Origin of the sequence: Thiothrix caldifontis (assembly GCF_900107695.1) — a bacterium.
Lineage (GTDB): Bacteria > Pseudomonadota > Gammaproteobacteria > Thiotrichales > Thiotrichaceae > Thiothrix > Thiothrix caldifontis.
This window is the reverse complement of sequence record NZ_FNQP01000006.1, coordinates 50479-72987: the sequence shown is the minus strand read 5'-3', so window position 1 is coordinate 72987 and position 22509 is coordinate 50479. Positions and strand designations below refer to the sequence as shown.

The window sequence follows — 22509 nt, the reverse complement described above, 5'->3', positions numbered from 1 at the left end:
CATGTACGTTAAACACAGTTTGATTTATTTGTTGGCAAAGCTTGCCCCGGCGCTGGCAAGTTTTGTGGTATTGGCACTGTATACGCGCTGGATGTCAGCCGAGGAATACGGCATTTTCACGACGATTTTGGTGGTGGCTTCCAGTGTCAGTCTGTTTGCTTTCGGTTGGTTGTACGTCGGTATCATGCGTTTTTGGGATAAGCAGACACTGACAGCGGGAGCGGTGGAACGTTTAATTAGTGCATCGGTGTTGTTGATAGCTTTGCTAGTAGGGTGCGCTACAGCAGTATTTGCGTGGTTGACAGGACAATGGGCGGTGGCTGGCGGATTTTTCGCGGTATTTATCAGTTCAGCATTTTATGAGGCTTATCAACGCATTAACTCTATCACCTTAAAAGTTGACTATTATTTATGGGCTGAGGTCGGGCGTACTGTATTGACGATGGGCAGTGGTTTGTTGTTGGTTTGGGCAGGGTATTCGTGGTTGGGTGCTATTGGTGGTGTGATTCTGGGAGTGTTGCTAGTTTTGGTATTGTCAGGTGCATTGTGGCGGTATTTTCGGCTTTCTTGGCAGGAATTGGACAGGGGTGTGCTTAAGTCCTTGCTGGTGTACGGTTTGCCTTTGAGTTTGTCTTTTGTACTGTTGGAAATCATCCATGCTGCTGATCGGGTGATGTTGGGCTGGTTACTGGGTTATGCGCAGGCAGGCGAATACGCGGTGGCTTATAACCTGCCGTTTCAGATTTTGATGATGCTGACCAGTTCGTTGAATCTGGCAGCTTATCCCTTGGTTATCCGTACTTTGGAGCAAGCAGGGCGGGAACAGGCAGAGGCGCGTCTCCAGCAATATTTTGTATTACTGATGGGGGTTTCCATTCCGGCTATTTTTGGATTGCTGGGGATCGCTGAGGCATTTATTCCTTTGTTGGTGGGGCCTGAGTTTGTACCCACATCATTGAGTCTATTACCGTGGATTGGGCTGGCTATTTTTGCCAATTGCACGTATTTGTTCTACGTCTCGTTGGCGTTTCAGTTGGCAGAATACACCGCCGGTTCGGTCAAAGTGGTGGGGGTGGCGGCAGTTGTGAATGTGGTGCTGAATTTGATCCTGATCCCTACACAGGGTGTGTTGGGTGCTGTATTGGCGTCGATTGCGGCGTATCTGATTTGCGTGGTGTATGGTTATTATCTGGGCAAGCAGCATTTTGCTTTGAATATTCCCGTATTGGTGTTAAGCAAGATTCTACTGGCGGCTTTAGGTATGTACCTGTTAATGGAGCAGTTGCCAGTATTACCGTTGCACGGTGCGTATGTGGTGGCTTTGAAAATACTGTTGGGAATGCTGACGTATGCAGCACTGGTATGGTTGTTGGATATTGGTAAGGTTCGGCAATTAGTGAAAACGAGGTGCGTATGGGCAACATGCTCTATATCATCACCTCGCTAAGTGTCGGGGGGGCGCAAAAAGCCCTGTTAAATCTAGCTACCTCTGCATTCAGTGATGATTACAAACCCCATGTGATTGCATTAGTAGACGTGAAGGGTATGCAGCAGCAGTTTGTGGATGCAGGCATTCCTGTGCAGATGTTGGGTTTAAACCGTTTTAAACAACTGCCTTGGCTATTGCCGCGTTTGTTGCGTTTGGTCAGGGCGATTCAGCCAGAGTTCATTCACGGGTGGATGCACCACGGTAATGTGTTTGCCACATTGGCGTGGATGTTCGCAGGTTGTCGCCCGGTATTATTGTGGGGAATGCACCATACGCCGGAAAAAGCGACGTTAGAACGTGCTCAACATGCGCTAGTGCTCAAGGTGGGGCGTTGGTTGTCACGTTTCCCGCAGCACATTGTGTATGTGTCACGCCGCAGTATGCAGCGTCACGCGGAACTGGGGTATGTCACCACACAGGCTCAGGTGATTGCTAACGGCATTCCTTTGCGACATTTGCAGCAGGCAGCAGAGGCGCGTGCCAGTGTGTGCGAGGAGCTGGGAATTCCGGTTAATACGTGCTTGGTTGGCAGCTTGACCCGTTACGTGCCGGAAAAAGACATTCCCAATTTGCTGCAAGCCATTACGTATTATCAAACAAATGGCGGGGATGCCCACTTTCTGTTAGCCGGTGAGGGCATGGATGCTCAACACCCTGTCTTACCCTCCTTGTTGGCGCGGCTTCCAGCGCCGGAGAACGTGCATGTGTTAGGGGTGCGCACGGATGCGGAACGTTTGATTGCCGCGTTGGATATAGCCACGCTGTCTTCACAGCGCGAGGCGTTTCCCTTATTTTTAGCCGAAGCAATGGCTGCTGGTGTGCCTTGTGTGGCCACCGATGTAGGAGATATTGCGGAATTTGTGGCTGATACCGGGTTGATTGTGCCTGCGGGCGATGCGCAAGCGTTGGCGCAAGCGTGGGCAGCGCTATTGCAACAGTCAAATGTACAGCGTCATGCCTTGGGGCAACAAGCCCAACAGCGGGTGGCTGCCTGCTACAGTCTCGATGCGGTGATCCAGTCGTATCGGCAATTGTTAGCGCCTCCATCTATTAATTCCTAGGCTGTGAATTAAACATCGCATTTTGCTACGCAAGCGGAACTGATGTGCCTGTTCCGGCAAAGCTGACATGTTCCATTACGATCTACAAAGTGTCTAAGGCACTTCTAGTGCTGGCGTTATGATGTTTGCCTGTGTAGCATCTGCCAGACTTGAATTGACAAAGTTCCAACCATGAAACAGACTGGTACTCCTAATAACTACGCCGTCTTCGGCAACCCCATTGCCCACAGCAAATCCCCGCGCATCCACACCCTATTCGGCGCACAAACCGGCGAAGCGGTGGAATACGGTGCAATCTGTGCCGAACCGGAAGAATTCGCGCAAGACGTGATGATGTTCCTCGTCGCAGGCGGCAAAGGTTGCAATGTCACCGTGCCTTTCAAGCAGGAAGCGTGGGAACTGGCGGATGAACTCAGCGATTACGCCGCCCGTGCCAAAGCGGTGAATACGCTGGCATTCCGTGACGATGGCACAATGGTAGGCTACAACACCGATGGCATCGGCATTGTGCGTGACTTGCAGCAAAACCACGGCATTGCTTTACAGGGTAAACGCATTTTGCTGTTAGGCGCAGGAGGGGCAGTGCGTGGTGTCTTGCAACCTTTGTTGGAAACGCAGCCCGCGAGCCTGTTCATTGCCAACCGTACTGCTGCGAAGGCGGTGGAACTGGCGCAGGATTTTGCCGAATTCGGGAACGTTTCCGGCGGTGGCTTTGCGGACATCAGTGGGCAGTTTGACCTGATTATCAACGGTACGGCTGCCAGCTTGCAGGGCGAGTTGCCACCGCTGCCTGATGGTTGTTGTTTAGCAGAGAATGGCTGCACTTATGACATGATGTACAGCGCTAAACCTACCGCATTTGTGGCATGGGGCAGGGCGCAAGGCGCTGCTCAAGCGTTGGATGGTTTAGGAATGCTGGTTGAGCAAGCGGCTGAGGCGTTTTTTATCTGGCGTGGGGTGCGCCCTGATACTGCGCCGGTATTGGCACAATTGCGGGAAGAATTAAGCCGCCAGTAAATTCACGCCAGCCTGTTTAAGCATTTGACTCAAGCGAATCAGTGGCAACCCCATTAATGCCGTGGGGTCGTCGCCATGCATACGTCTAAACAAGGTGATTCCCAAACTTTCCGAGCGAAAACTGCCTGCACAGTTATAAGGCTGATCTTTGTGCAGGTAGGCATCGATTTCCTCATCGTTCAACTCGCGAAAATCCACCGCAAACGGCACAACATCCAATTGATACGACCCATCACGGCTGTCATACAAGCACAAGCCAGTTAGGAATGCGACGGTTTTCCCCGATGAATTCTGTAATTGCTGCACCGCATTTTCATGATTACCGGGTTTACCAATGACTTGCTCATGCAATACCGCGCATTGATCTGAGCCAATAATCAGCGAGTCGGGATATTGTGCGGCGACCGCTTGAGCTTTTTGCAAAGATAAGCGCAATACCATGTCGCGGGCGCTTTCACCGTCATGACGGGTTTCATCAATATCCGGTGCGGCAGTTTCAAAGGGAATCGCCAAGCGCTGTATCAATTCGAGCCGATACGGGGAGGTCGAGCCAAGAATCAGTCTTCGGGTCATGATTAAGCCTACAATCGCCTATCTGGTAGGAAAGTAGTGCATGATACGCAAGATATACGCATTACCCAAGTAAAAAAGCTAGAAATTCCTTTACACATCATAGGCTGGATTCATATAATCCCGCGCTTATGTTGAACAGACTACCCGTAGACGTTAATCCCTTTAAACTGGTTGAGCAAGGAAGATGCCTAACCGGTGCTGTGCCGTTGCAGCAATTGCCGCGTTTAGCGGAGATTGCCTTAGAGGGTACTGAGGATATGGCAGTAAGCTTGGACTTCACCCGCAGTATGGGTGGTCGCCCCATGATTAAAGGGTATATCCGTGGCAATATTGTGTTGGAATGCCAACGCTGTATGCAGCCGGTGACGTTTCCCCTTGATGCATTGCTACAAGTAGCACTGACAACGTTTGAGTCGGATGAACGCCCCGAACAAGAAGGCTTAGAGGCTTGGTTGATCGAGGATGAACGGCTATTTATACAGGATTTCGTTGAAGATGAAATTCTTCTGGCTCTGCCCTTAGTGGCGAAGCATGAGCAGTGTGAACCGTTGCGCAAGTTAATTGAAGCTTTGCCCTCGGATGAGCCTGTTACAGAAAATGGGCAAGCGGATAGTGCGGCCAGTGCCAAAAAAAATCCCTTTGCAGTGTTAAAAAATTGGAAAAAACCGGAGTAACAGACTATGGCAGTCGGTCAAGCTCGAATGACTCGTTCAAAACGCGGTATGCGCCGTTCACACGACGCACTTTCTAACCCTACTTTGTCAGTGGACGCGACTTCAGGTGAAACGCACCTGCGTCACCACATGACCAAAGACGGTTTCTACCGTGGTCGTCAGATCATCAAAACAGCGGTTGCAGTGGAAGACGAAGCGTAAGTGGTAACACGTTGCGCTTGTTCTCAACACACTCAACAAAAATCGCGGGCATGACCCGCGATTTTTTTTCAAGCGAGCACTAGAGAGGATAGCATGGCAGAACAGTATCGCATTGCGCTGGATGCGATGGGTGGCGATCACGGTTTATCAGTAGTGGTTCCAGCCGCTCTGAACGCGTTGCAACAATACCGAGATCTTGCGCTGATCTTAGTGGGTGATGAAACCCAAATCAACGCCGCTCTGGTACAGCATAAGGCGCTATCGACACCCAATCTGCGTATTCATCATGCCTCACAAGTGGTACACATGGATGAATCTCCTGCAGTCGCCTTGAAAAACAAAAAGGACTCCTCCATGCGAGTAGCCATTAACTTGGTTAAAGCGGGTGAGGCCAATGCGGCTGTTAGTGCCGGTAACACAGGGGCGTTGATGGCCACCGCCCGTTTTGTTTTGAAAACGTTACCCGGTATTGACCGCCCCGCGATTTGCACCGCGATTCCTTCCATGCACGGGCATACCCACGTGCTTGATTTGGGTGCAAACGTGGACTCTGAAGCCGAACATTTATACCAGTTTGCGCTCATGGGGTCAGAATTGGTCAAAGCCATTGATAATAAAACTAACCCCAAAGTGGGTTTGCTCAATATCGGTCAGGAAGCGATTAAGGGTAATGAGCAGGTGAAAGCTGCGAATGCTTTGCTACAAGGTTGCCCGCTGAATTACATTGGCTATGTGGAAGGCGATGACATTTACCAAAGCGATGTGGATGTGGTGGTTTGTGACGGATTTGTCGGCAATGTTGCGTTGAAAACCAGCGAAGGCTTGGCGAAAATGGTTTCTGCTCAGCTCAAAGCCGGTTACAGCGCCAACCTGTTTACCAAACTAGCTGCCTTAATCTCCATGCCGGTGTTGAAATCATTCAGACGTAAATTTGACCCTAGGCGCTATAATGGGGCAAGTTTGCTAGGCTTGCAGGGTATTGTGGTGAAAAGTCACGGTGGTGCGGATAGTTTAGCGTTTGCTAACGCCATCGGTATTGCTCGCAGTGCCGTTATCAGCAATGTCCCGCAACGTATTCATAAACAACTGGAAAGTTTGCACACACAGAGGCAGAGCGCATGATCTATTCTCGAATTACTGGTACTGGCAGTTACTTGCCGGAAAAAATCCTGACCAACCACGATCTCGAAAAGATGGTGGATACCACTGATGAGTGGATTTTTGAACGTACCGGCATTCGGGAACGCCACGTCGTGGAAATGGAAAGTGCCTCAGACATGGCAGAACACGCTGCCCGACGTGCCTTGGAAATGGCAGGCAAACGCCCTGAAGACGTTGACTTGATTATTGTCGGTACGTCCACCCCGGATTTGGTTTTCCCCAGCACCGCTTGTTTATTGCAAAACAATTTGGGGATTCGTAATGGTGGTGCGGCGTTTGACGTGCAAGCGGCGTGTTCCGGTTTTGTGTTTGCCTTGAGTGTGGCAGACAAGTTTGTGCGCAGTGGCACGAGCAAGTGCGCCTTAGTGGTCGGCTCAGAAGCCATGTCCAAAATTCTGGACTGGACGGATCGCGGTACCTGTATCCTGTTCGGCGATGGCGCGGGGGCGGTGGTATTGGAAGCCAGCGAGGAAGCAGGCATTCTGTCTACCCACATTCACGCGGATGGCGCTTATGAACATTTGTTGAGTGTGAATGCCGGTATTTCCCGCAATATGGAGATGCTGCGTGCTGAAGGCGCATTGCTGCAAATGCGCGGTAACGAAGTGTTTAAGGTGGCGGTCAATACCTTAGGGCGGATTGTGGATGAAACGCTTGAAGCTAACGGCATGACCAAAGCTGATGTGGATTGGTTAGTCCCGCATCAAGCGAATATCCGCATTATTCAAGCCACCGCGAAAAAGCTGGATATGTCGATGGATCACGTGGTGGTGACGGTCGAGTCACATGGCAATACTTCCGCAGCCTCTGTGCCGTTGGCCTTGGATACTGCCGTGCGTGACGGGCGCATTAAACGCGGCGAAATTATCCTGTTGGAAGCCTTCGGCGGTGGCTTTACGTGGGGTTCAGCTTTAATTAGGTTCTAGGTGCTAATGGCAACAGAAATCGAACGCAAATTTTTGCTGGTATCGGATGCGTGGCGGGCGTTAATCAGCCGCTCGGAATCCTTCCGCCAAGGTTATTTGAGCAGCAGCAAACGTGCCTCAGTACGGGTGCGCATTGCTGATGACACAGCCACGCTCAATATAAAAGGCATGACTTTAGGCGTCCAACGCCCTGAATATGAATACGAAATCCCGTTGCATGACGCGACGGAATTGTTAGATCAGTTGTGCGAACGCCCACTGATTGAAAAGACCCGCCATTTCGTCGAGTTTGGCGGCAAACTGTGGGAAATAGATGAATTCCACGGTGACAACGCAGGCTTAATTGTCGCGGAAGTCGAACTCGATGCACCGGACGACGTAATCCCCATGCCCGCGTGGGCAGGTGCAGATGTTTCCCATTTGGAACGCTATTACAACGTCCGTCTTACGCAATATCCCTACAGCCAATGGTCGGCTGAGGAACGAGGTTAATTACACCATGCTATTTTCTGAACTCGGCTTGTCCGAGCCGCTGTTGCGTGCCATCAGCGAACAGGGCTACGACACCCCAACCCCTATCCAAGCACAAGGCATTCCTGCTGTTCTTTCTGGGCGTGACATTATGGCGGCGGCGCAAACCGGCACGGGTAAAACCGCTGGTTTCACGTTGCCGATGCTGCATTTGCTTTCGGCTAACGGCAATGCGCCAAAATCCAACCACATTCGTGCATTAGTATTGACCCCGACCCGCGAATTGGCGGCTCAAGTCGGCGAAAGTGTGCGCGATTACGGTAAAAACCTGCCACTGACTTCTACCGTCGTGTTTGGGGGCGTGAGTGCCAACCCGCAAATGATGGCGTTACGCCGTGGCTTGGATATTCTGGTAGCAACACCGGGGCGTTTGCTGGATTTATACGACCAGAACGCGGTGAAGTTTTCCCAAGTAGAAATGCTGGTGCTAGACGAAGCGGATCGCATGTTGGACATGGGGTTCATCCGCGACATTCGTAAAATTCTGGCGTTGTTGCCGAAACGTCGCCAAACGCTGATGTTCTCCGCGACCTTTTCCGATGACATCGTGGCACTGACCAAGGGTTTATTGAATAACCCCGTGCAAATCTCGGTTAGCCCGCGCAATGCTGCGGCAAATACCGTGACGCAATCGGTTTTCTTGGTGGATAAATCGCGTAAAACCGCTTTGTTGAGCCACTTAATCCGTGAAAATCAGTGGGAACAGGTGCTGGTATTCTCGCGCACCAAACACGGCGCGAACCGTTTGGCTGAAAAGCTGGAACGCGATGGTGTAACCGCTGCGGCGATTCACGGCAATAAGAGCCAAGGCGCACGTACCAAAGCACTGGCAGATTTCAAACAAGGCAATATTCGCGTGCTGGTAGCGACGGACATTGCCGCCCGTGGCTTGGATATTGAGCAATTGCCACACGTGATCAACTTCGAGTTGCCGAATGTATCGGAAGATTACGTGCATCGTATCGGGCGTACCGGGCGGGCAGGGGCGACGGGTGAAGCGATTTCCTTAGTCGAACCGGAAGAATACGGTTTCCTGAAGGGCATCGAAAAGCTCATTAAGCAGCAATTGCCGCGTGAACCGTTGCCAACCATCAGCGTTGCGCCGACTCGTGCCTTGACTGCCGCAGAGATTGCTAAAGATGCGGAAGCGGATCGTCCGCGCCCTGCACAACATCGCCCTGCGAATCGTCGTACCAAATCGCAAAAGACTGAAACGCGCAAAGCCGCTGGTTTGCCGCCTGTGAAAAAAGCGGAAGGTGCAGCAGCGAGCAAGCCACGTCGCCGTCGTCCGAATAAGCCGAAAGCGGTCGCGTAAACCCCGCATTGTCAGCCGCTGCTCTTGGCAAGCGCGGCTGGCTGTGATTGAATGCCTGACTGATTTTTTGCTTATTCAGGCCAATCATGCAAACGACTGTTGATTTCAAAACACTGGCGGTAACAGGGGTGCAAGCCTTGCAACCCTATCAGCCCGGCAAGCCCATCGAAGAACTGGAGCGCGAACTGGGGATTAGCAATATCCTCAAACTGGCTTCCAACGAAAATCCCCTCGGCGCAAGCCCCAAAGCGCAAGCGGCGCTGGCTACCGCTCTCAAATCGCTGGAACTTTACCCTGACGGCAGTGGTTATCAGTTGAAAGCGGCGATTGCGGACAAGTTTGGTTTGCAAAGCGTACAAATCACTTTAGGTAACGGTTCTAATGATGTGTTAGACATCATTGCCCGTGCATTTCTGGATAATAGCCGTGCTGCCGTCTTTTCAGAATATGCGTTTGCGGTTTACCCGATTGTGATTCAAGCTGTCGGTGCGGAATTGCAGCCAGCTAAAGCGAATCCGTCTACGCACGATACCATGCCTTATGGGCATAATCTGGTAAACCTTGCCGAGAAAATTACCGATAAAACCCGCGTGGTGTTCATTGCAAACCCGAATAATCCGACAGGGACGTGGTTGGGTAAGGAGGAATTGCACAGTTTCCTTAGCCGCGTGCCGGAAGATGTGATCGTGGTGATTGACGAAGCCTACACCGAATACGTGACCGACCCGACGTTCCCGAATGCGCTGGCGTGGCTGGCAGAATTCCCGAATTTGATTGTAACGCGCACGTTTTCCAAGATTTACGGTTTGGCAGGGTTACGGGTGGGTTATGCTGCCTCCAACCCTGCGATTGCGGATATGCTGAATCGGGTGCGTCAGCCCTTCAATGTGAATTCACTGGCACTGGCGGCGGCGCAAGCGGCGTTGGGCGATGATGATTTTCTTGAGCGCAGTGTGGCAACCAATGCGGCGGGTTTGCAGCAATGGTTTGCGGCGTGTGCGGAAAATGGCTGGGAATACATCCCGACGGCGGGCAATTTCATCACTATCAATATGCAGCGCCCCGCAGCACCATTATACGAGGCGTTGCTGCGGGAAGGGGTAATTGTGCGTCCGATTGGTGGGTATGGTTTGCCACAACACTTGCGGATTACGGTCGGTACTGAGGCGCAGAATACGCGCTGTATCAATGCGTTGCAGAAGGTTCTTACAGCGTGATTAAAAAACTGGTTATTTTTGGTGTGGGGCTGATCGGTGGATCGTTGGCGTTGGCATTGCGTGAAGCGAATGCTTGCGAAACCATCGTTGGGTGTAGCCGCAATGCAGTGCATTTGCAAAAAGCGGTGGATTTGGGCGTGATCGACAGCTTCAGCCTTGACCCAGCGGAGGCGGTATGCGATGCCGATATGGTGTTGCTGGCTGTGCCAATGGGGGCGATGCGGCACTTGTTGCAACAGATTAAACCCACGTTGCCTGCGAATGCAATTCTCACCGATGCGGGCAGTACCAAAGGCAGTATCGTGGCGGAAGTGGCACAGGTGTTTGGTGCGGATTTCAGCCGTTTTGTGCCGGGGCATCCCATTGCAGGGCGTGAAAAAAGCGGGGTGGAAGCGGCGATTCCTGATTTGTACATCAACCGCCGTGTCATTTTGACACCGCAGGCGCACACCGATGCTGATGCGATTGCTAAGGTGGAAGCGATGTGGCGTGTAACAGGAGCATTGCTGGAGCAAATGCCGGTGGAGTTGCACGATCAGGTATTGGCAGCGACTAGCCATTTGCCGCATGTGTTGGCATTTTCGTTGGTCGATACATTACTGAACATGCCGCAGCGCGAAGATATTTTGCGTTATGCAGCGGGTGGCTTTCGTGACTTTACCCGTATTGCATCCAGTGATCCCGTTATGTGGCGAGACATTTGCTTGACAAATAAAGCGGCGATTCTTGAGGTGATTAATGCTTTCCAACACAATTTGGGTGAATTTGCTGCGATGATCGATGCGCAGGATGGTGAGGCGCTGCACAATCGTATGACACGCGCTAAGCAAGCCCGCGATAATTATGTTGCCCAATTTGAGGCGCAACAGCCATAGACACTACAACAAACCACTCCGTTTAATATCCAGATAGTGGTTGATTAAATTCACCGATAATTCTGCAGGCGGCACATCCAAACAGCGAATCCCTGCTGCCCGCACCCGATTCAGGGTTGCTTCGCGCGTTGCCAAGTAATGTTGTACGGCTGCGGTATGCAAAGCATCTTCCAGATTATCCACCGGTGCATTTAACGCTTGGTCAATGGCTTGTTCGCGCATACTCGCCAGCAGTACCAGATGGCGTTTGCGCAGGATATGCAAAGCGGGTAATAAGTCATCCAAATCCTCATCCCGCAAATTAGTCAGGAGTACAATCAAGGCACGTTTTTTCTGGCGTACCAGCAGTTCAGTGGCCGCTTGTGCATAATCGGGGGCGTGCGTAGTCGGTTGTAAATCATACAACGCATTCAGCATGTGTTGCACATTGTGTTGCCCCTTGTGGGCTGGTAGCCAGCGATTTTGCCCTGCAAAACTGCCCAACCCGACCGCATCGCCTTGGCGTAATGCCACGTAAGTCAAGAGTAAAATGGCGTTCAAGGTGTGATCGAAATGTGACAGTTCATCATCTTTCGCCAGCATTCGATGCCCGCAATCCAGTAAGAAAATGATTTCTTGATCGCGTTCATCCTGATATTCACGGGAAATGGGTTTGCGCATCCGTGAACTGGCTTTCCAGTCAATTTGACGCAGACTGTCACCCGCACGGTATTCACGTAATTGGTGGAAATCTTGGCCTTCACCGCGACGGCGTTTTTTCATAATTCCCATATGACTGAGGTGGTGATCCGTTGCCATTAGCGCATATTGCGCTACGGCCGCAAAGTTAGGGTATACCTTGGTTGCGGAGGCTATCGGTAGCTTGACATCATGCCACCACAGTTGCAGGGGGGATAGAATCCGCAGTTGCAAGCAAGGGAAGTGCAGTTTGCCGCGTTCGTTCGCGGTTATTTCATACAAAGGTTCAGCGAATTTGCCTACTGCTAACCCTAAGCGAAGTGGAAAACTTTGAGTGCTAACTTCCAGAGGAAAATGGTCGAAGACATCCAGCGTGAGGGAGCGCTTGCTGGTATTGTGAATCCGCAATTGTACGGTACGCTTCACCCCCAATGGTAAGGAATGTGGCACAAACCGTTCGGCACGCGGAACAGGTTCTGTCACGACCAGCAATAAATCAGCGAACGCCAGCAGTAAGCTGATACCAACGGTCACATACCAGACACCGATGAGGTCAGGGAAAATGCTGGCAAACAAAGCGATCACTGCATTCACGCCAACCAGTTGAAAGCTGCGGCGAGCGGGCAATATCATGAACGGGGTGCTTCAGTCTTGTCGAGAACGGCGGTTAATAAGTGGTCGGCATTATACCCTTCTAGTTCCATTTCTGGGGCCAGCGAAACGCGATGGCGCAGTACGGGTAAACAGACTTGTTTGATGTCATCCGGGTGCACAAAGTCGCGTCCTGCCAGCAAAGCATTAGCACGCGCAGCACGAATCAGCGCGATACTTCCACGCGGCCCGGCTCCAAAGCGCAGTCCTTGCCAATGACGAGTGGCACGGGTAATACGTACTGCGTAATCCAGCACCGCGACATCCACGGCAATATCAGCGGCCACTGTTTGCATTGCCATGACTTGTTCAGGGGTGGCAATCGCTTGCAGATTATTCAAGTTGAAACGATCACCGATTTGTTTGTCAGTGACGACCATAACCATTTCCGCTTCTTCCTCTAATGCGGGGTAGTCAATGAATACTTTTAGTAGGAAGCGATCCAGTTGGGCTTCGGGTAATGGGTACGTGCCTTCTTGTTCCAGGGGATTTTGGGTAGCCAGTGTCATGAAGGGCAGGGGGACAGGCAAGGCTTTACCTTCGATCGTGACCTGCTGCTCTTGCATGACTTCTAATAAAGCGGATTGGGTTTTTGCCGGTGCACGATTGATTTCATCCGCCAACAATAGATTGGTGAATACCGGCCCTTTGCGCACGTTGAAACTCTGGTGTTGCATGTCGAACAGTACATGTCCGCTGATGTCCGCAGGCATCAAATCAGGGGTAAACTGGATACGGGCAAATTGCCCGGAAATGGTGCGGGCAAGGGCGCGTACCAGCAGGGTTTTGCCAAGACCGGGTACACCTTCAATCAACACATGCCCACCTGCGAGTAACGCAATGAGGGTTTCGCGTACCACTTGTTTTTGCCCTATCAGTGCTTTGCTGATTTCATGGCGGATGTTTTCTGCCAGTTGGCTGGCTTGTTCAAGCGTCAGGGTTGCTGTTGTCATGTTGTTTCCTTGTGCCTGTTAGTAGTTGAGTGACACGTGCGGCGAAAGCAGCGTATTGGGTATCACCGTGTTGTTGATGACGTTGCCACATGAATAGGCCGCTGGCATGGATATGTTCCAAAATACGGCGGCGTGCGGGGGCTGGTTTGGGAATCATCGGGCCAAAACGCGGGCTGAGAGCCAGCAGGGTCAGTGGAATAAAGCTGGCCAACGTTAGTACCAATGCCCAGGCGTGTTCCCATAACAGTTGCCAGAGGGGGAGCATATCATCTTGATGGATAAGCCAGACGGCTTGTGGTTCATCGTGTAAGCCGTGCAGCATGTACCAAAAAAATTCTGCATGGTCGTAATCGCCAATCGCGGGGTTTTCGATAAAATCCAGGTTAGCGGCGAGAGTAATTAAACCGTTACCGTGCTCCAGTTCTAAGAGCCAGGCGGCATTATGGTAATGTTGTGGGTAGGCTTGTTCCGCAGTGGTATTGAGTGCATAGAAAAACTCAGGGTCAACTTGCAGCGGGTGGCTCATCGTAGAGAGTTCTGCTTCTAGCGGCAGATCGTCATCGTCGGGGATAATATGCTCACCGGTTGTTACGCCTAAAGCCAGTTGTAGCAAATCATTGCTGGCAGAGGCTTCAACGTCAGTTTCGGCAAGGGTTTGACGCACACGGGTAATGAGATGCCCGCCACGTTCCACCCATGCAAGGATCTCATCCACGGTTGCGCGTGACAGAGTATAACGATCCGTGTCGATGACCAGCACCGTGTTGGTATCCGGTAGCCTTTGCAGGCTCTCTTTGCGCTCAGCGGGGATGCCCATGCGTTTCAGAAATAAGCGGGCAGCGAAGAGTGGATTCTCTCGTGCCTCTCCGCGCAACCCGATGTATTCGTCAACTTCTTTGTATTCATAGGTATTCAGGAACCAGAACACACCGGTGGTTGTGACTAGGGCAACAAACAGACCGATGAGGATGGATTGGAGCTTCATCCGTGCTCCTTGAAATCACTCCAGCCCTGCCAGAGGAGTTCCAGTGCGGCGGTATTTGGGGTGCGGTGAGCGTAGGCTATTTCTTGCCATGCATGAGTCGCTGCCCGTAACCAGATAAGCCGCGCGTTGCTTAGGTGTGACTGTGCCAAGTTTAGGATGTCGCCTTCTGTGTGGCTTTCTTTCACGCCCAAATGGTCATGGCGCGTTAAACGCATCAAGGCTCCCCGGTACAATAGGCTGAGGGCATCACGGTGTTGACCCGTTTCCCATAAGCGTTTACTGGCAGCGGCAATATCATCCGGTAAGGATTCTGGACGAATATCCATGCCGAACAGGATGTCCGGTGGCAGTGATGTGGGCAATTTAGGTTTGGTGGGTTTTAGTAAGGCCAGAATGCGTTGACGGTATACAAGTGCCATGACGAGCAGCACAATGACCGCAACCCACAGGAGGAGTTTGGTGATATTGGCAAACAGCAGTTGCAGGGATTTGGCAAGGGCTGCGGGGTCTTCCGATTTTTCTTGTTCTGGGTTGCGTGCAATCCACTGCATTTGGGTGCGTATTCCGGCGAGTTCCTCGCGTTGCATGACGGTACTAATCTGTGTTGCGGCTTCTGCTGGGGGAAGGCGTTCAGATGCTAAGTATTCACTAACGGTAGTATTTGCCCATGATGTAACCGGCATCAGTGTGGGCAAACCTACCAACAACAGGCTCGCCAATAAAAGTGTCAGCGGCTGTCGTGCCAGTTGACCAAGGCGTTTTCCCAAATGACGAAAAGCCAGTTCAATATCCCACGCTTCCAATTGGGTGCGGCGATTCAAGTACAGGCTGAAACTGGCGGCTACGTACAACGGTTCAATCACCAGAATAGTCAACGTATACAGTAGCAAGTACAGCAGGTTGCCCCAATATTGCGTTTCCGTATCCAATGTTTCGGTGAACGCACTGAGCATGTAATCCCATGAACCATCCGTGGGGTCAAGGATGATAATGAGTACATACAGGCTGGCAATCACGACATATTCCAGATGCAAACAGGCAATCGTCAGCCAGACAGCTTGGGAATGGCCTTGTAAGTGCAACAATGCCTGACGTTCTGCGCGTGTTTTGCCACGCAATTGTTCCAATTGCCAAATAGACAGGTTGAAACCACGCGACAAGGAAAAGCGCCGCCATGTCAATGCACTCACTAGCCCAGTATGCCGTATCAAGTTAGGAAGGGCGCTAAACACAGCGGCGGTGGATAAGTGCTGGTTAAACATCCGATGGCTCAGAATATGCAATAATACCCGGTCATACAAAGGCTTAAACCACGACAAGGCGATGGGGATATAGCCTTTGTAAGCATCTGGCGTCACCACCCAAGCGATGAGTGCAAAGCTACCGAGTAGCAGTATCCAAGCGGGAAAAATCCAGCGGGTATGGTGTTGCACTAGCGCAAAGCCTAAATCAACAGCTTCCCAAGGGGAACGTAAACGGATATTTGCCGTGAGGTCATCAAGTTTCATCCGTGACTTCCTCGCGCCCTAAAAAGGCGAAATAGCCAATGACTAGCAGCCATAATGCAATGCCAACAGCATATTTTATCAACAAAGGAATCCATGTTTGTGACGACCAAAAGGCTTCCACAAATGCCGCCATGATGAATAGTGTTGCCGCACCGTAAACAATTAAAATTGCCTCTTGTGCATTATCGCGTAATGCCAGCGTCCGCGATTTACGCCCCGGTATAATCAAGGCGGCTGCCAATTTAAACCCTGCTGCTCCCGATAACACAATTGCGGTTAACTCGAAAGCGCTATGTCCTGCCACAAATCCCCAAAAAGTTTCGGTATAACCGATTTGTGTCAAATGCCCGGCGGCTGCCCCAATGTATAAGCCGTTGAACAGCAGAAAGAACACGCTGCCTAAACCGTATAACAAGCCGCCTGCAAATACCTGAAAACCAATGCCAGTATTATTCTTAATGTAAAACCCGAACATATACACATCGCTATCGGCTTCACGTTCGCGCCCAAAGCGTGAAGCACGTTGCGGGTCATACATGTCTTCCATATTGGCGACTGTTGTACCATCCATGACCGAATACACCAGTTCCGGTTCGAGTTGTATGGCAATCAGTATGGCAAAAAAACTACCGAAAAACAGCATTCCCGCCAACAGCATCGCTTGCCATTCGCGCCGCACCAATTGCGGTAAATCCTGAAAATAGAACTGAATGAAGCGATGGGCGAAATGCAGCCTTGAGGTATACAAACTGTGATGCCCGCGTGTCACCAGATCGTTGAGTTGCGCAATCAATAGCGGGCTATACATACGTGATTGTGCTAACGCTAAATGGTGGCACAGTTGGCGGTAGGCACGAGGAAAATCGAGAGCAGGTGCGGTTAAAACGTCACGTTCACGTTGCTTTTTAGGGATTTGTTGATAATCAAGCCATGCAGCAATTTGATCCCACAGCGGTTGATAGTGTTGAATGAATTGCTCTTGTTTCATGTTCTACCGCCGCCGGTTAGCCAGCGGGCAATGCCTTGCAACCAGCGGGTAGGATTTTCTTGTTGTGCGACCAAGACGCCTGTCATTTGAGCGAGTTCTTCCAGGCGCGAAGGGGTGAGGGTATGGCTACGTTGCGCAAATAATATGATGGCTTGTTGTTCTGGCAAGGTAAGCGCGACTTCTGGGCGTATCGGTTCAACGTTCATCACAGCGTTATGTCCATTGCGGTAGGTTTTATGGAGCACTACCGTATTTGCCGCCAAATCACCGAGGCGTTGAAAACGTTGATTGAGCATCATGCTGGCAAAGCCAAAACCGTACAGTAAGGGCAAAAAATCCACTACTCGTAGCAAGTTACGGACTAAAGAGGCAGTGGCTGTTACCGGACTGGCATCGGCTTGTGCCACGTAGAGGTCAAACATTTTTTTGCCAGGTGTTTGCCCTTGATGACGCAATTCAAAGTAGACAGGATAAAACCATTCCAACAAAAAGCTGAGGATCAGTGCAATTCCCATACCCATTCTGCCGAAGATGGCAAGAGCGGCAAAGAGCAAAGCGCTGAGGAGTATGCGTAACAACAAATCCAATGCCCATGCTAATAAACGTGGCGCAGGGCCTGCGGGTGACAGTTGTAAAGCAATGCCTTCAGGCGTGTTGACCGTATAGGTGGTGTCTAATCTCATGTAAGACCACAGTTTATCCATGTTCCTCCCCTGATATGGGGAGGTTAGGTTTTGTTTTTAGAATTATTTTGCTGGCGGGGAGGGAACCGGAGCAGGTGTTGGCGTTGAGTTAACAGGCGTTGGGTTAACCGTAGTCGGCATCCAACCAGATGTAACCCCCGTAGGTGGGTTGTTAATGATTTTCTCACCCGGATTCAAACCCGAAATAACGGCTACTTTGCTACCGCCATTCTGCTCTGCACCCAAACGTACCATACGCAGTTCAGAGGTGTTGTCGTCTTTTACTACCAAAACACCCGGTAAACTGCTGCCTTTCATCAACGCAGAGCGCGGAATAACGGTGACTTGGCTGCCGCCCTTTTTGTTTTCAGGCACATAAATTTCTGCGTACATACCCGGTGCGGTGGTGATTTCCATGGGAATATCAAACTTTACCGTGACCGTGTGGCGGCTAGGATCGGCGATAGGGTAAATTTCGGAAACCCGTACCGAGGTGTCAGTACTGCCATCAATGCGTGCCGGTAACAGCATGTCTTTGCTCAAATTGCCGACCAGACCGGAAGGCACATCCGCTTGCAAACGTTTGTATTTGACGTAGCCGTATTTGACCAGCGGCTGACCGGGTTGCACGGTATCGCCGACTTCTACCATTTTTTCGAGAATAATGCCTTCAAAGGGGGCGAGGGCGCTGGCATCGCGTAAGGCAGAATCAATTTCTTGCAACTGCGACATGGCTTGCTGGAGCTGGCCTTGTGCTTGCGAAACCGCTGACATGGCATTGGTTAAATCGCCTTGACGGATGGTGTCAGAGTCATAACCGCCCATGAACGATTCCGCAAACGGTCGGACTGCCATGCGGTCAAACATGGAAGGCATTCCAAAACCGGGCATTGCGCCGACGTCTTTGCTACGCGGGGAGGTCAGTTCACGGTAGTACTGGGCTTGTGCGTTTTGTACGCCAGTTTGTGCAATGGAAATTTGCGCCACTACGGCGTTACGCTTTGCCATGAGTTGGGCTTCATCAATTTTGAAGACAACCGCGCCTTCAGTCAGATTAGTACCTACCGCGCCAGCTACGTACTTCACCACGCCGGGGATCTGGGCGCTTAAGGTCACTTCTTTGTACGGAATAACGGTGCTACCCAAGACCGATTGCGAGCGAGCGCCTGCGGTTTCAACTTGAATGATTTCAGCGGCTTGTACAGCAAATGTGCTGGCAAACAAACCAGCGATTAACAATACCGACGCTTTTTTGCGTATAGTCATGTGATTCTTTATCCTCAAAGCGGGCAATTCAACAAATTAGAGCATATTAGCATGATCTCACATTATTGCCGGTATTCAATAGAAGCCAGCAAGTCGCGATTATTCAGCAATTGTAATGCATTTTCAGGTGTATCAATAAACGGATTTCGGATTCCCAAGCGGGAATATACCCAGTTATTGTAAGCCAGCTCCCACGCACTCGGGCTGTCTACCTTTGCCCAGTGTACCAGAGTCGCAATGTGGCGATTATAAAGTTCGTCGATTTCGTATACCAGCAACATGTACAACAGTGCACGGGCAATGTCACCCCGGTTACTGGACGGGATGACCCATTCGTGATCCGCATCAAAGCCAGTGGCAGTACTGAAACTATCCGGGTGTAGCGTGAGGTTGTAAGGCCGCACGATTTTATCGCCATCCAGATCGAAATTGAAGTTAGAGCGTTTGGCATTCAGGCCGCGTTCTGAGGGGGCGAAATTAAATGGATTGGTGCTTGCCCCGTTGCGAACATGGCGCGGTGCGTTTTTGTGGGCAAGGTAACGGTCTAAGAAATCTCGGGGGATGATGTGTTCAATACTGTGATGTTGCTTCTGATATAGCTCATTGATGGGAACCGTGCCGTAAATCGACGTGACCCAGCCGTATTCATTGTCGAAGAAAAATGACCAGAAGTTTTTCCATTTGGCGGTGCTGTCCCATTGTTTGAAATGTTCACGCGCTTGGAACACGCCTCCGGCATACGCCACAAAATCTTGTCGGGTAAGAATATCGGCAACGTGTTTAATGCTGTGGGCGGGGCGTTGGTGAATGCGATTAGCATAGTCTGGGGAGGCATCACAAGGCAGTAATTCCACGCAAACTTGCCCGTGATCGGACTGCAAGCGTTCGGCAATCCCATCGGTTTCCAAATGCTGATTCCAGACTTCGTAATGGGCAACTTCGGCTTTGGCGTCGTTATTTTTAGGGTTAAGCGTGTTGGAGACGAGGATATAGTCGAGCACGCCGCCTGTGCCGCGATGAATCTTGGTAAACGGACGCACTCGCTGGCGCATATTGGGGGCAAGCCGGAATGTATCGGCCAAGCGGTAAGTGTATAACCAAGGGGTAATACCTTCTGGCCATTGTTCTGCTTCTAAGCCGCCAATCGTGTAAATACGTTCCTGCATGGTCAGCGCAGCGAGTGGAATGGAGTTTTCACTGTCATTCATATCACCCAGCACCACGATGGGGTGGGTTGCATCCTGTTCTAGCCTGCGCACAATGTGATGGTAGAGCAGGGTAGCCTCCAAACCCCGTTGCAGCAACGACGCAATCATTCCGCGTGATAGACGTTGCAAGGTATCCGCCACACGGTGTTGCCATTCAATGGTATCTGCATAACGCATATCCAAAGCGGCGGGGCGTTTGGATTTAAGGTGCGATACATAGACTGTCAGGATTCCAAAATCAGGTACTTGTACATCGGCACAGATGGGGGCGCGGCTAAACCGAAAGTTGTCGGGTAGTGGCAATTCATCATGCACTGAGGCAACGATGTCGACTGGATGGATGGCTGCAATTGGAAAGCGCGAGGCTAATGCCACCACCGACTTTTGGTATACCAAGGGATCATCATCACGCACACGGGAAGTGTCAACGTGGATAAAATGCGGATACCCAGCCGTTAAGCACAATTGTTTAAGTTCAGGGATGCTAAACACTTCCTGAAAGCCCACAATGTCTGCATTCATTTGGTGCAGGCGTGTGCTAATCCAGTGCTGTTTTTGCTCCCACTCAGCGGCGGTAAACGTATTATGGTTGGTATGGTCATGCCAGTAATACCCATGGGCGACGAACTGGTAGAGGTTAAATGTGACAAGTTTCATGTTTTTTTGGCCTCCTTCTTGCAGTCGCCATCGTTACACGTTTCAGGAGTGTATGCCAAGCGTGCGGGAATTGTTTATAATGCCCGCTACGCGCAGAGAGATAACCACCAAAAATGGAGAGAGTATTGATGTACCAACATATCAAAGTTCCCGCACAAGGCGAGAAAATCACAACGAATGCTGATTATTCCCTGAATGTGCCGAACAATCCGATTATTCCGTACATTGAGGGGGATGGCATTGGGGTCGACATCAGTCCTGTCATGATGAAGGTAGTTGATGCTGCTGTGCAAAAAGCTTACGACGGTGAGCGCAAAATTGCTTGGATGGAAGTGTATGCCGGTGAAAAAGCCACCCAAGTTTACGGTGAAGATGTATGGTTGCCTGATGAAACGGTGGATGCTGTCAAAGAATTCGTAGTGTCCATTAAAGGCCCTTTGACCACGCCGGTTGGTGGTGGGATTCGTTCGTTGAACGTTAAATTACGTCAGGATTTGGATTTATACCTGTGCTTGCGCCCCATTCGTTATTACGATGGTGTGCCAAGCCCCGTAAAAGAACCCGAAAAAACCAATATGGTCATTTTCCGTGAAAATTCTGAAGACATTTACGCGGGAATTGAATGGGCAGCAGAATCCCCTGAAGCCAAAAAAGTCATCGAATTTTTGATGAAGGAAATGGGCGTAACCAAAATCCGCTTCCCGGAAACGTCTGGGATTGGAATCAAGCCGGTTTCCCGTGATGGTACGAAACGTTTAGTGCGTAAAGCGATTCAATACGCGATTGACAATGACCGTGACTCAGTAACACTGGTGCACAAAGGTAACATCATGAAGTTTACCGAAGGTGCATTCAAAAACTGGGGCTATGAGCTGGCTAAAGAAGAGTTTGGCGCGGTAGACATCGACGGTGGCCCTTGGTGCTCGATGAAGAATCCGTTGAATGGCAAAGAAATTATCGTTAAAGACGTGATTGCGGATAACTTCCTGCAACAGATTTTGCTGCGCCCGGAAGATTATTCGGTGGTAGCAACACTCAACCTAAATGGTGATTTCGTGTCTGATGCACTCGCCGCGCAAGTGGGGGGTATTGGCATTGCCCCCGGCGCAAACCTGTCTGACACTATCGCGATGTTTGAAGCCACTCATGGTACAGCACCGAAGTTCGCGGGTTTGGATCAGGTCAACCCTAGTTCGATCGTATTGTCAGCCGAAATGATGTTGCGTCACATGGGCTGGTTAGAAGCGGCTGATTTGATTAACAAAGGCACGGCAGGGGCGATTTCCTCCAAGCGCGTTACCTTTGACTTTGCTCGCATGATTGAGGGGGCAGAAGAGATTGCCTGCTCAGAATTCGGCGATAATGTCATCGCTCACATGTAAGGCACTGCCCCGACTGTGAATCAACAGGCGGCCTGAGTGTCGCCTGTTTTTTGTTAGGATACTTGTATTTCGGGAAGTTATACCAATCTATGCAAGGAATAGTGACAGCGAACGGTCAAACCGTTTATAACATTAGCATCACAAACCGTAAGCTTGGGGCAAGGTAAATCAGAAATGGCGCAAAAACACAAAGAAGATCATGGTAACGGCCAGGATTCCGGTGTAGCGGTACAGGAATCCCGCCCAGAGGTGAAAGAACCACCCCGCTTTAAAGTTATACTATTAAACGATGATTTCACACCGATGGATTTTGTAGTCGAAGTACTGCAAACATTCTTCGATATGGATCACGAGAATGCGACCCGCATCATGTTACATGTACATACACGTGGCAAAGGTGTTTGTGGGGTCTATACTCGTGACATAGCGGAAACCAAAGTGGCACAGGTCAGCCGGTTTGCGCGGGAACATCAACATCCTTTGCTGTGTACAATGGAAGAGGCATAAGTC

At 50.8% G+C, this 22509-nt stretch carries 22 protein-coding genes; 13 read left to right on the top strand and 9 right to left on the bottom strand.

Translation table 11 applies throughout. From position 1 onward, the window contains the following. The first annotated feature begins 1 nt into the window (after position 1). The 3 genes from BLV87_RS06435 to aroE all read left to right on the top strand — a co-directional run bounded on the left by BLV87_RS06435 (position 2) and on the right by aroE (position 3567). Complete coding sequence (locus tag BLV87_RS06435; protein WP_093066598.1) at positions 2 to 1447, top strand: oligosaccharide flippase family protein; 1446 nt, start codon at positions 2 to 4, stop codon at positions 1445 to 1447. Further along, positions 1414 to 2550, top strand: coding sequence for a glycosyltransferase (locus tag BLV87_RS06430; protein WP_093066596.1), 1137 nt, complete (start codon positions 1414 to 1416; stop codon positions 2548 to 2550). The genes BLV87_RS06435 and BLV87_RS06430 overlap by 34 nt, the downstream gene beginning before the upstream one ends. Before the next feature lie 171 nt (positions 2551 to 2721). Further along, entirely contained in the window at positions 2722 to 3567 is an 846-nt protein-coding gene (gene aroE / locus BLV87_RS06425) for a shikimate dehydrogenase (protein ID WP_093066594.1), read from the top strand. Here aroE and BLV87_RS06420 read toward each other — a convergent pair. Further along, positions 3553 to 4140, bottom strand: coding sequence for a Maf family protein (locus tag BLV87_RS06420; protein WP_093066592.1), 588 nt, complete (start codon positions 4138 to 4140; stop codon positions 3553 to 3555). The genes aroE and BLV87_RS06420 overlap by 15 nt on opposite strands. 128 nt (positions 4141 to 4268) lie before the next feature. Between BLV87_RS06420 and BLV87_RS06415 the strand changes: the two genes are divergently transcribed. The 8 genes from BLV87_RS06415 to BLV87_RS06380 all read left to right on the top strand — a co-directional run bounded on the left by BLV87_RS06415 (position 4269) and on the right by BLV87_RS06380 (position 11040). Next, positions 4269 to 4814, top strand: a complete 546-nt coding sequence (locus BLV87_RS06415; protein ID WP_093066590.1) for a YceD family protein — start codon at positions 4269 to 4271, stop codon at positions 4812 to 4814. Positions 4815 to 4820: 6 nt separating this feature from the next. Beyond that, a complete protein-coding gene (gene rpmF, locus BLV87_RS06410; protein WP_093066588.1) occupies positions 4821 to 5015 on the top strand; it encodes a 50S ribosomal protein L32 in 195 nt (64 codons plus the stop codon). Between the two features lie 93 nt (positions 5016 to 5108). Beyond that, positions 5109 to 6137: a phosphate acyltransferase PlsX gene (plsX, locus tag BLV87_RS06405; protein WP_093066586.1), complete on the top strand. Its 1029-nt coding sequence runs from the start codon at positions 5109 to 5111 to the stop codon at positions 6135 to 6137. After that, positions 6134 to 7102 (top strand): beta-ketoacyl-ACP synthase III, encoded by a 969-nt coding sequence (locus BLV87_RS06400; protein ID WP_093066584.1) that lies wholly within the window; start codon positions 6134 to 6136, stop codon positions 7100 to 7102. Before plsX ends, BLV87_RS06400 begins: the two co-directional genes overlap by 4 nt. 6 nt (positions 7103 to 7108) lie before the next feature. Then, positions 7109 to 7594, top strand: a complete 486-nt coding sequence (locus tag BLV87_RS06395; RefSeq protein ID WP_093066582.1) for a CYTH domain-containing protein — start codon at positions 7109 to 7111, stop codon at positions 7592 to 7594. A gap of 7 nt (positions 7595 to 7601) precedes the next feature. Then, on the top strand, positions 7602 to 8948 hold the full coding sequence (locus BLV87_RS06390; RefSeq protein WP_093066580.1) for a DEAD/DEAH box helicase: 1347 nt from the start codon (positions 7602 to 7604) through the stop codon (positions 8946 to 8948). Between the two features lie 86 nt (positions 8949 to 9034). After that, a complete protein-coding gene (gene hisC, locus BLV87_RS06385) occupies positions 9035 to 10165 on the top strand; it encodes a histidinol-phosphate transaminase (RefSeq protein WP_093066578.1) in 1131 nt (376 codons plus the stop codon). After that, positions 10162 to 11040 (top strand): prephenate dehydrogenase, encoded by an 879-nt coding sequence (locus tag BLV87_RS06380; protein WP_093066576.1) that lies wholly within the window; start codon positions 10162 to 10164, stop codon positions 11038 to 11040. The genes hisC and BLV87_RS06380 overlap by 4 nt, the downstream gene beginning before the upstream one ends. Before the next feature lie 3 nt (positions 11041 to 11043). Here the strand turns inward: BLV87_RS06380 and BLV87_RS06375 are convergent, their stop codons facing one another. The 8 genes from BLV87_RS06375 to BLV87_RS06340 form a co-directional block, all read right to left on the bottom strand. Then, positions 11044 to 12351 (bottom strand): DUF58 domain-containing protein, encoded by a 1308-nt coding sequence (locus BLV87_RS06375; RefSeq protein WP_093066574.1) that lies wholly within the window; start codon positions 12349 to 12351, stop codon positions 11044 to 11046. Further along, entirely contained in the window at positions 12348 to 13322 is a 975-nt protein-coding gene (locus BLV87_RS06370) for an AAA family ATPase (RefSeq protein WP_093066572.1), read from the bottom strand. The genes BLV87_RS06375 and BLV87_RS06370 overlap by 4 nt, the downstream gene beginning before the upstream one ends. After that, entirely contained in the window at positions 13297 to 14307 is a 1011-nt protein-coding gene (locus BLV87_RS06365) for a DUF4350 domain-containing protein (RefSeq protein ID WP_093066570.1), read from the bottom strand. Before BLV87_RS06365 ends, BLV87_RS06370 begins: the two co-directional genes overlap by 26 nt. Further along, entirely contained in the window at positions 14304 to 15815 is a 1512-nt protein-coding gene (locus BLV87_RS06360) for a DUF4129 domain-containing protein (RefSeq protein ID WP_093066568.1), read from the bottom strand. The genes BLV87_RS06365 and BLV87_RS06360 overlap by 4 nt, the downstream gene beginning before the upstream one ends. Then, on the bottom strand, positions 15805 to 16803 hold the full coding sequence (locus tag BLV87_RS06355; protein ID WP_093066566.1) for a stage II sporulation protein M: 999 nt from the start codon (positions 16801 to 16803) through the stop codon (positions 15805 to 15807). The genes BLV87_RS06360 and BLV87_RS06355 overlap by 11 nt, the downstream gene beginning before the upstream one ends. Then, positions 16800 to 17507 carry an RDD family protein gene (locus BLV87_RS06350; RefSeq protein ID WP_245706933.1) on the bottom strand — a complete coding sequence of 236 codons (708 nt, stop codon included), beginning with the start codon at positions 17505 to 17507 and terminating at the stop codon, positions 16800 to 16802. Before BLV87_RS06350 ends, BLV87_RS06355 begins: the two co-directional genes overlap by 4 nt. Positions 17508 to 17549: 42 nt before the next feature. Beyond that, a complete protein-coding gene (locus BLV87_RS06345; protein ID WP_093066564.1) occupies positions 17550 to 18752 on the bottom strand; it encodes an efflux RND transporter periplasmic adaptor subunit in 1203 nt (400 codons plus the stop codon). 62 nt (positions 18753 to 18814) lie between these two features. Continuing rightward, on the bottom strand, positions 18815 to 20617 hold the full coding sequence (locus tag BLV87_RS06340) for an endonuclease (RefSeq protein WP_093066562.1): 1803 nt from the start codon (positions 20615 to 20617) through the stop codon (positions 18815 to 18817). Between the two features lie 128 nt (positions 20618 to 20745). Here BLV87_RS06340 and icd point away from each other — a divergent pair, with 128 nt between their 5' ends. Together icd and clpS are read left to right on the top strand one after the other, a co-directional pair. Next, positions 20746 to 21999 (top strand): NADP-dependent isocitrate dehydrogenase, encoded by a 1254-nt coding sequence (gene icd / locus BLV87_RS06335; RefSeq protein WP_093066560.1) that lies wholly within the window; start codon positions 20746 to 20748, stop codon positions 21997 to 21999. 174 nt (positions 22000 to 22173) lie between these two features. Beyond that, positions 22174 to 22506, top strand: coding sequence for an ATP-dependent Clp protease adapter ClpS (gene clpS / locus BLV87_RS06330; RefSeq protein WP_093066558.1), 333 nt, complete (start codon positions 22174 to 22176; stop codon positions 22504 to 22506). Positions 22507 to 22509: the final 3 nt, after the last annotated feature.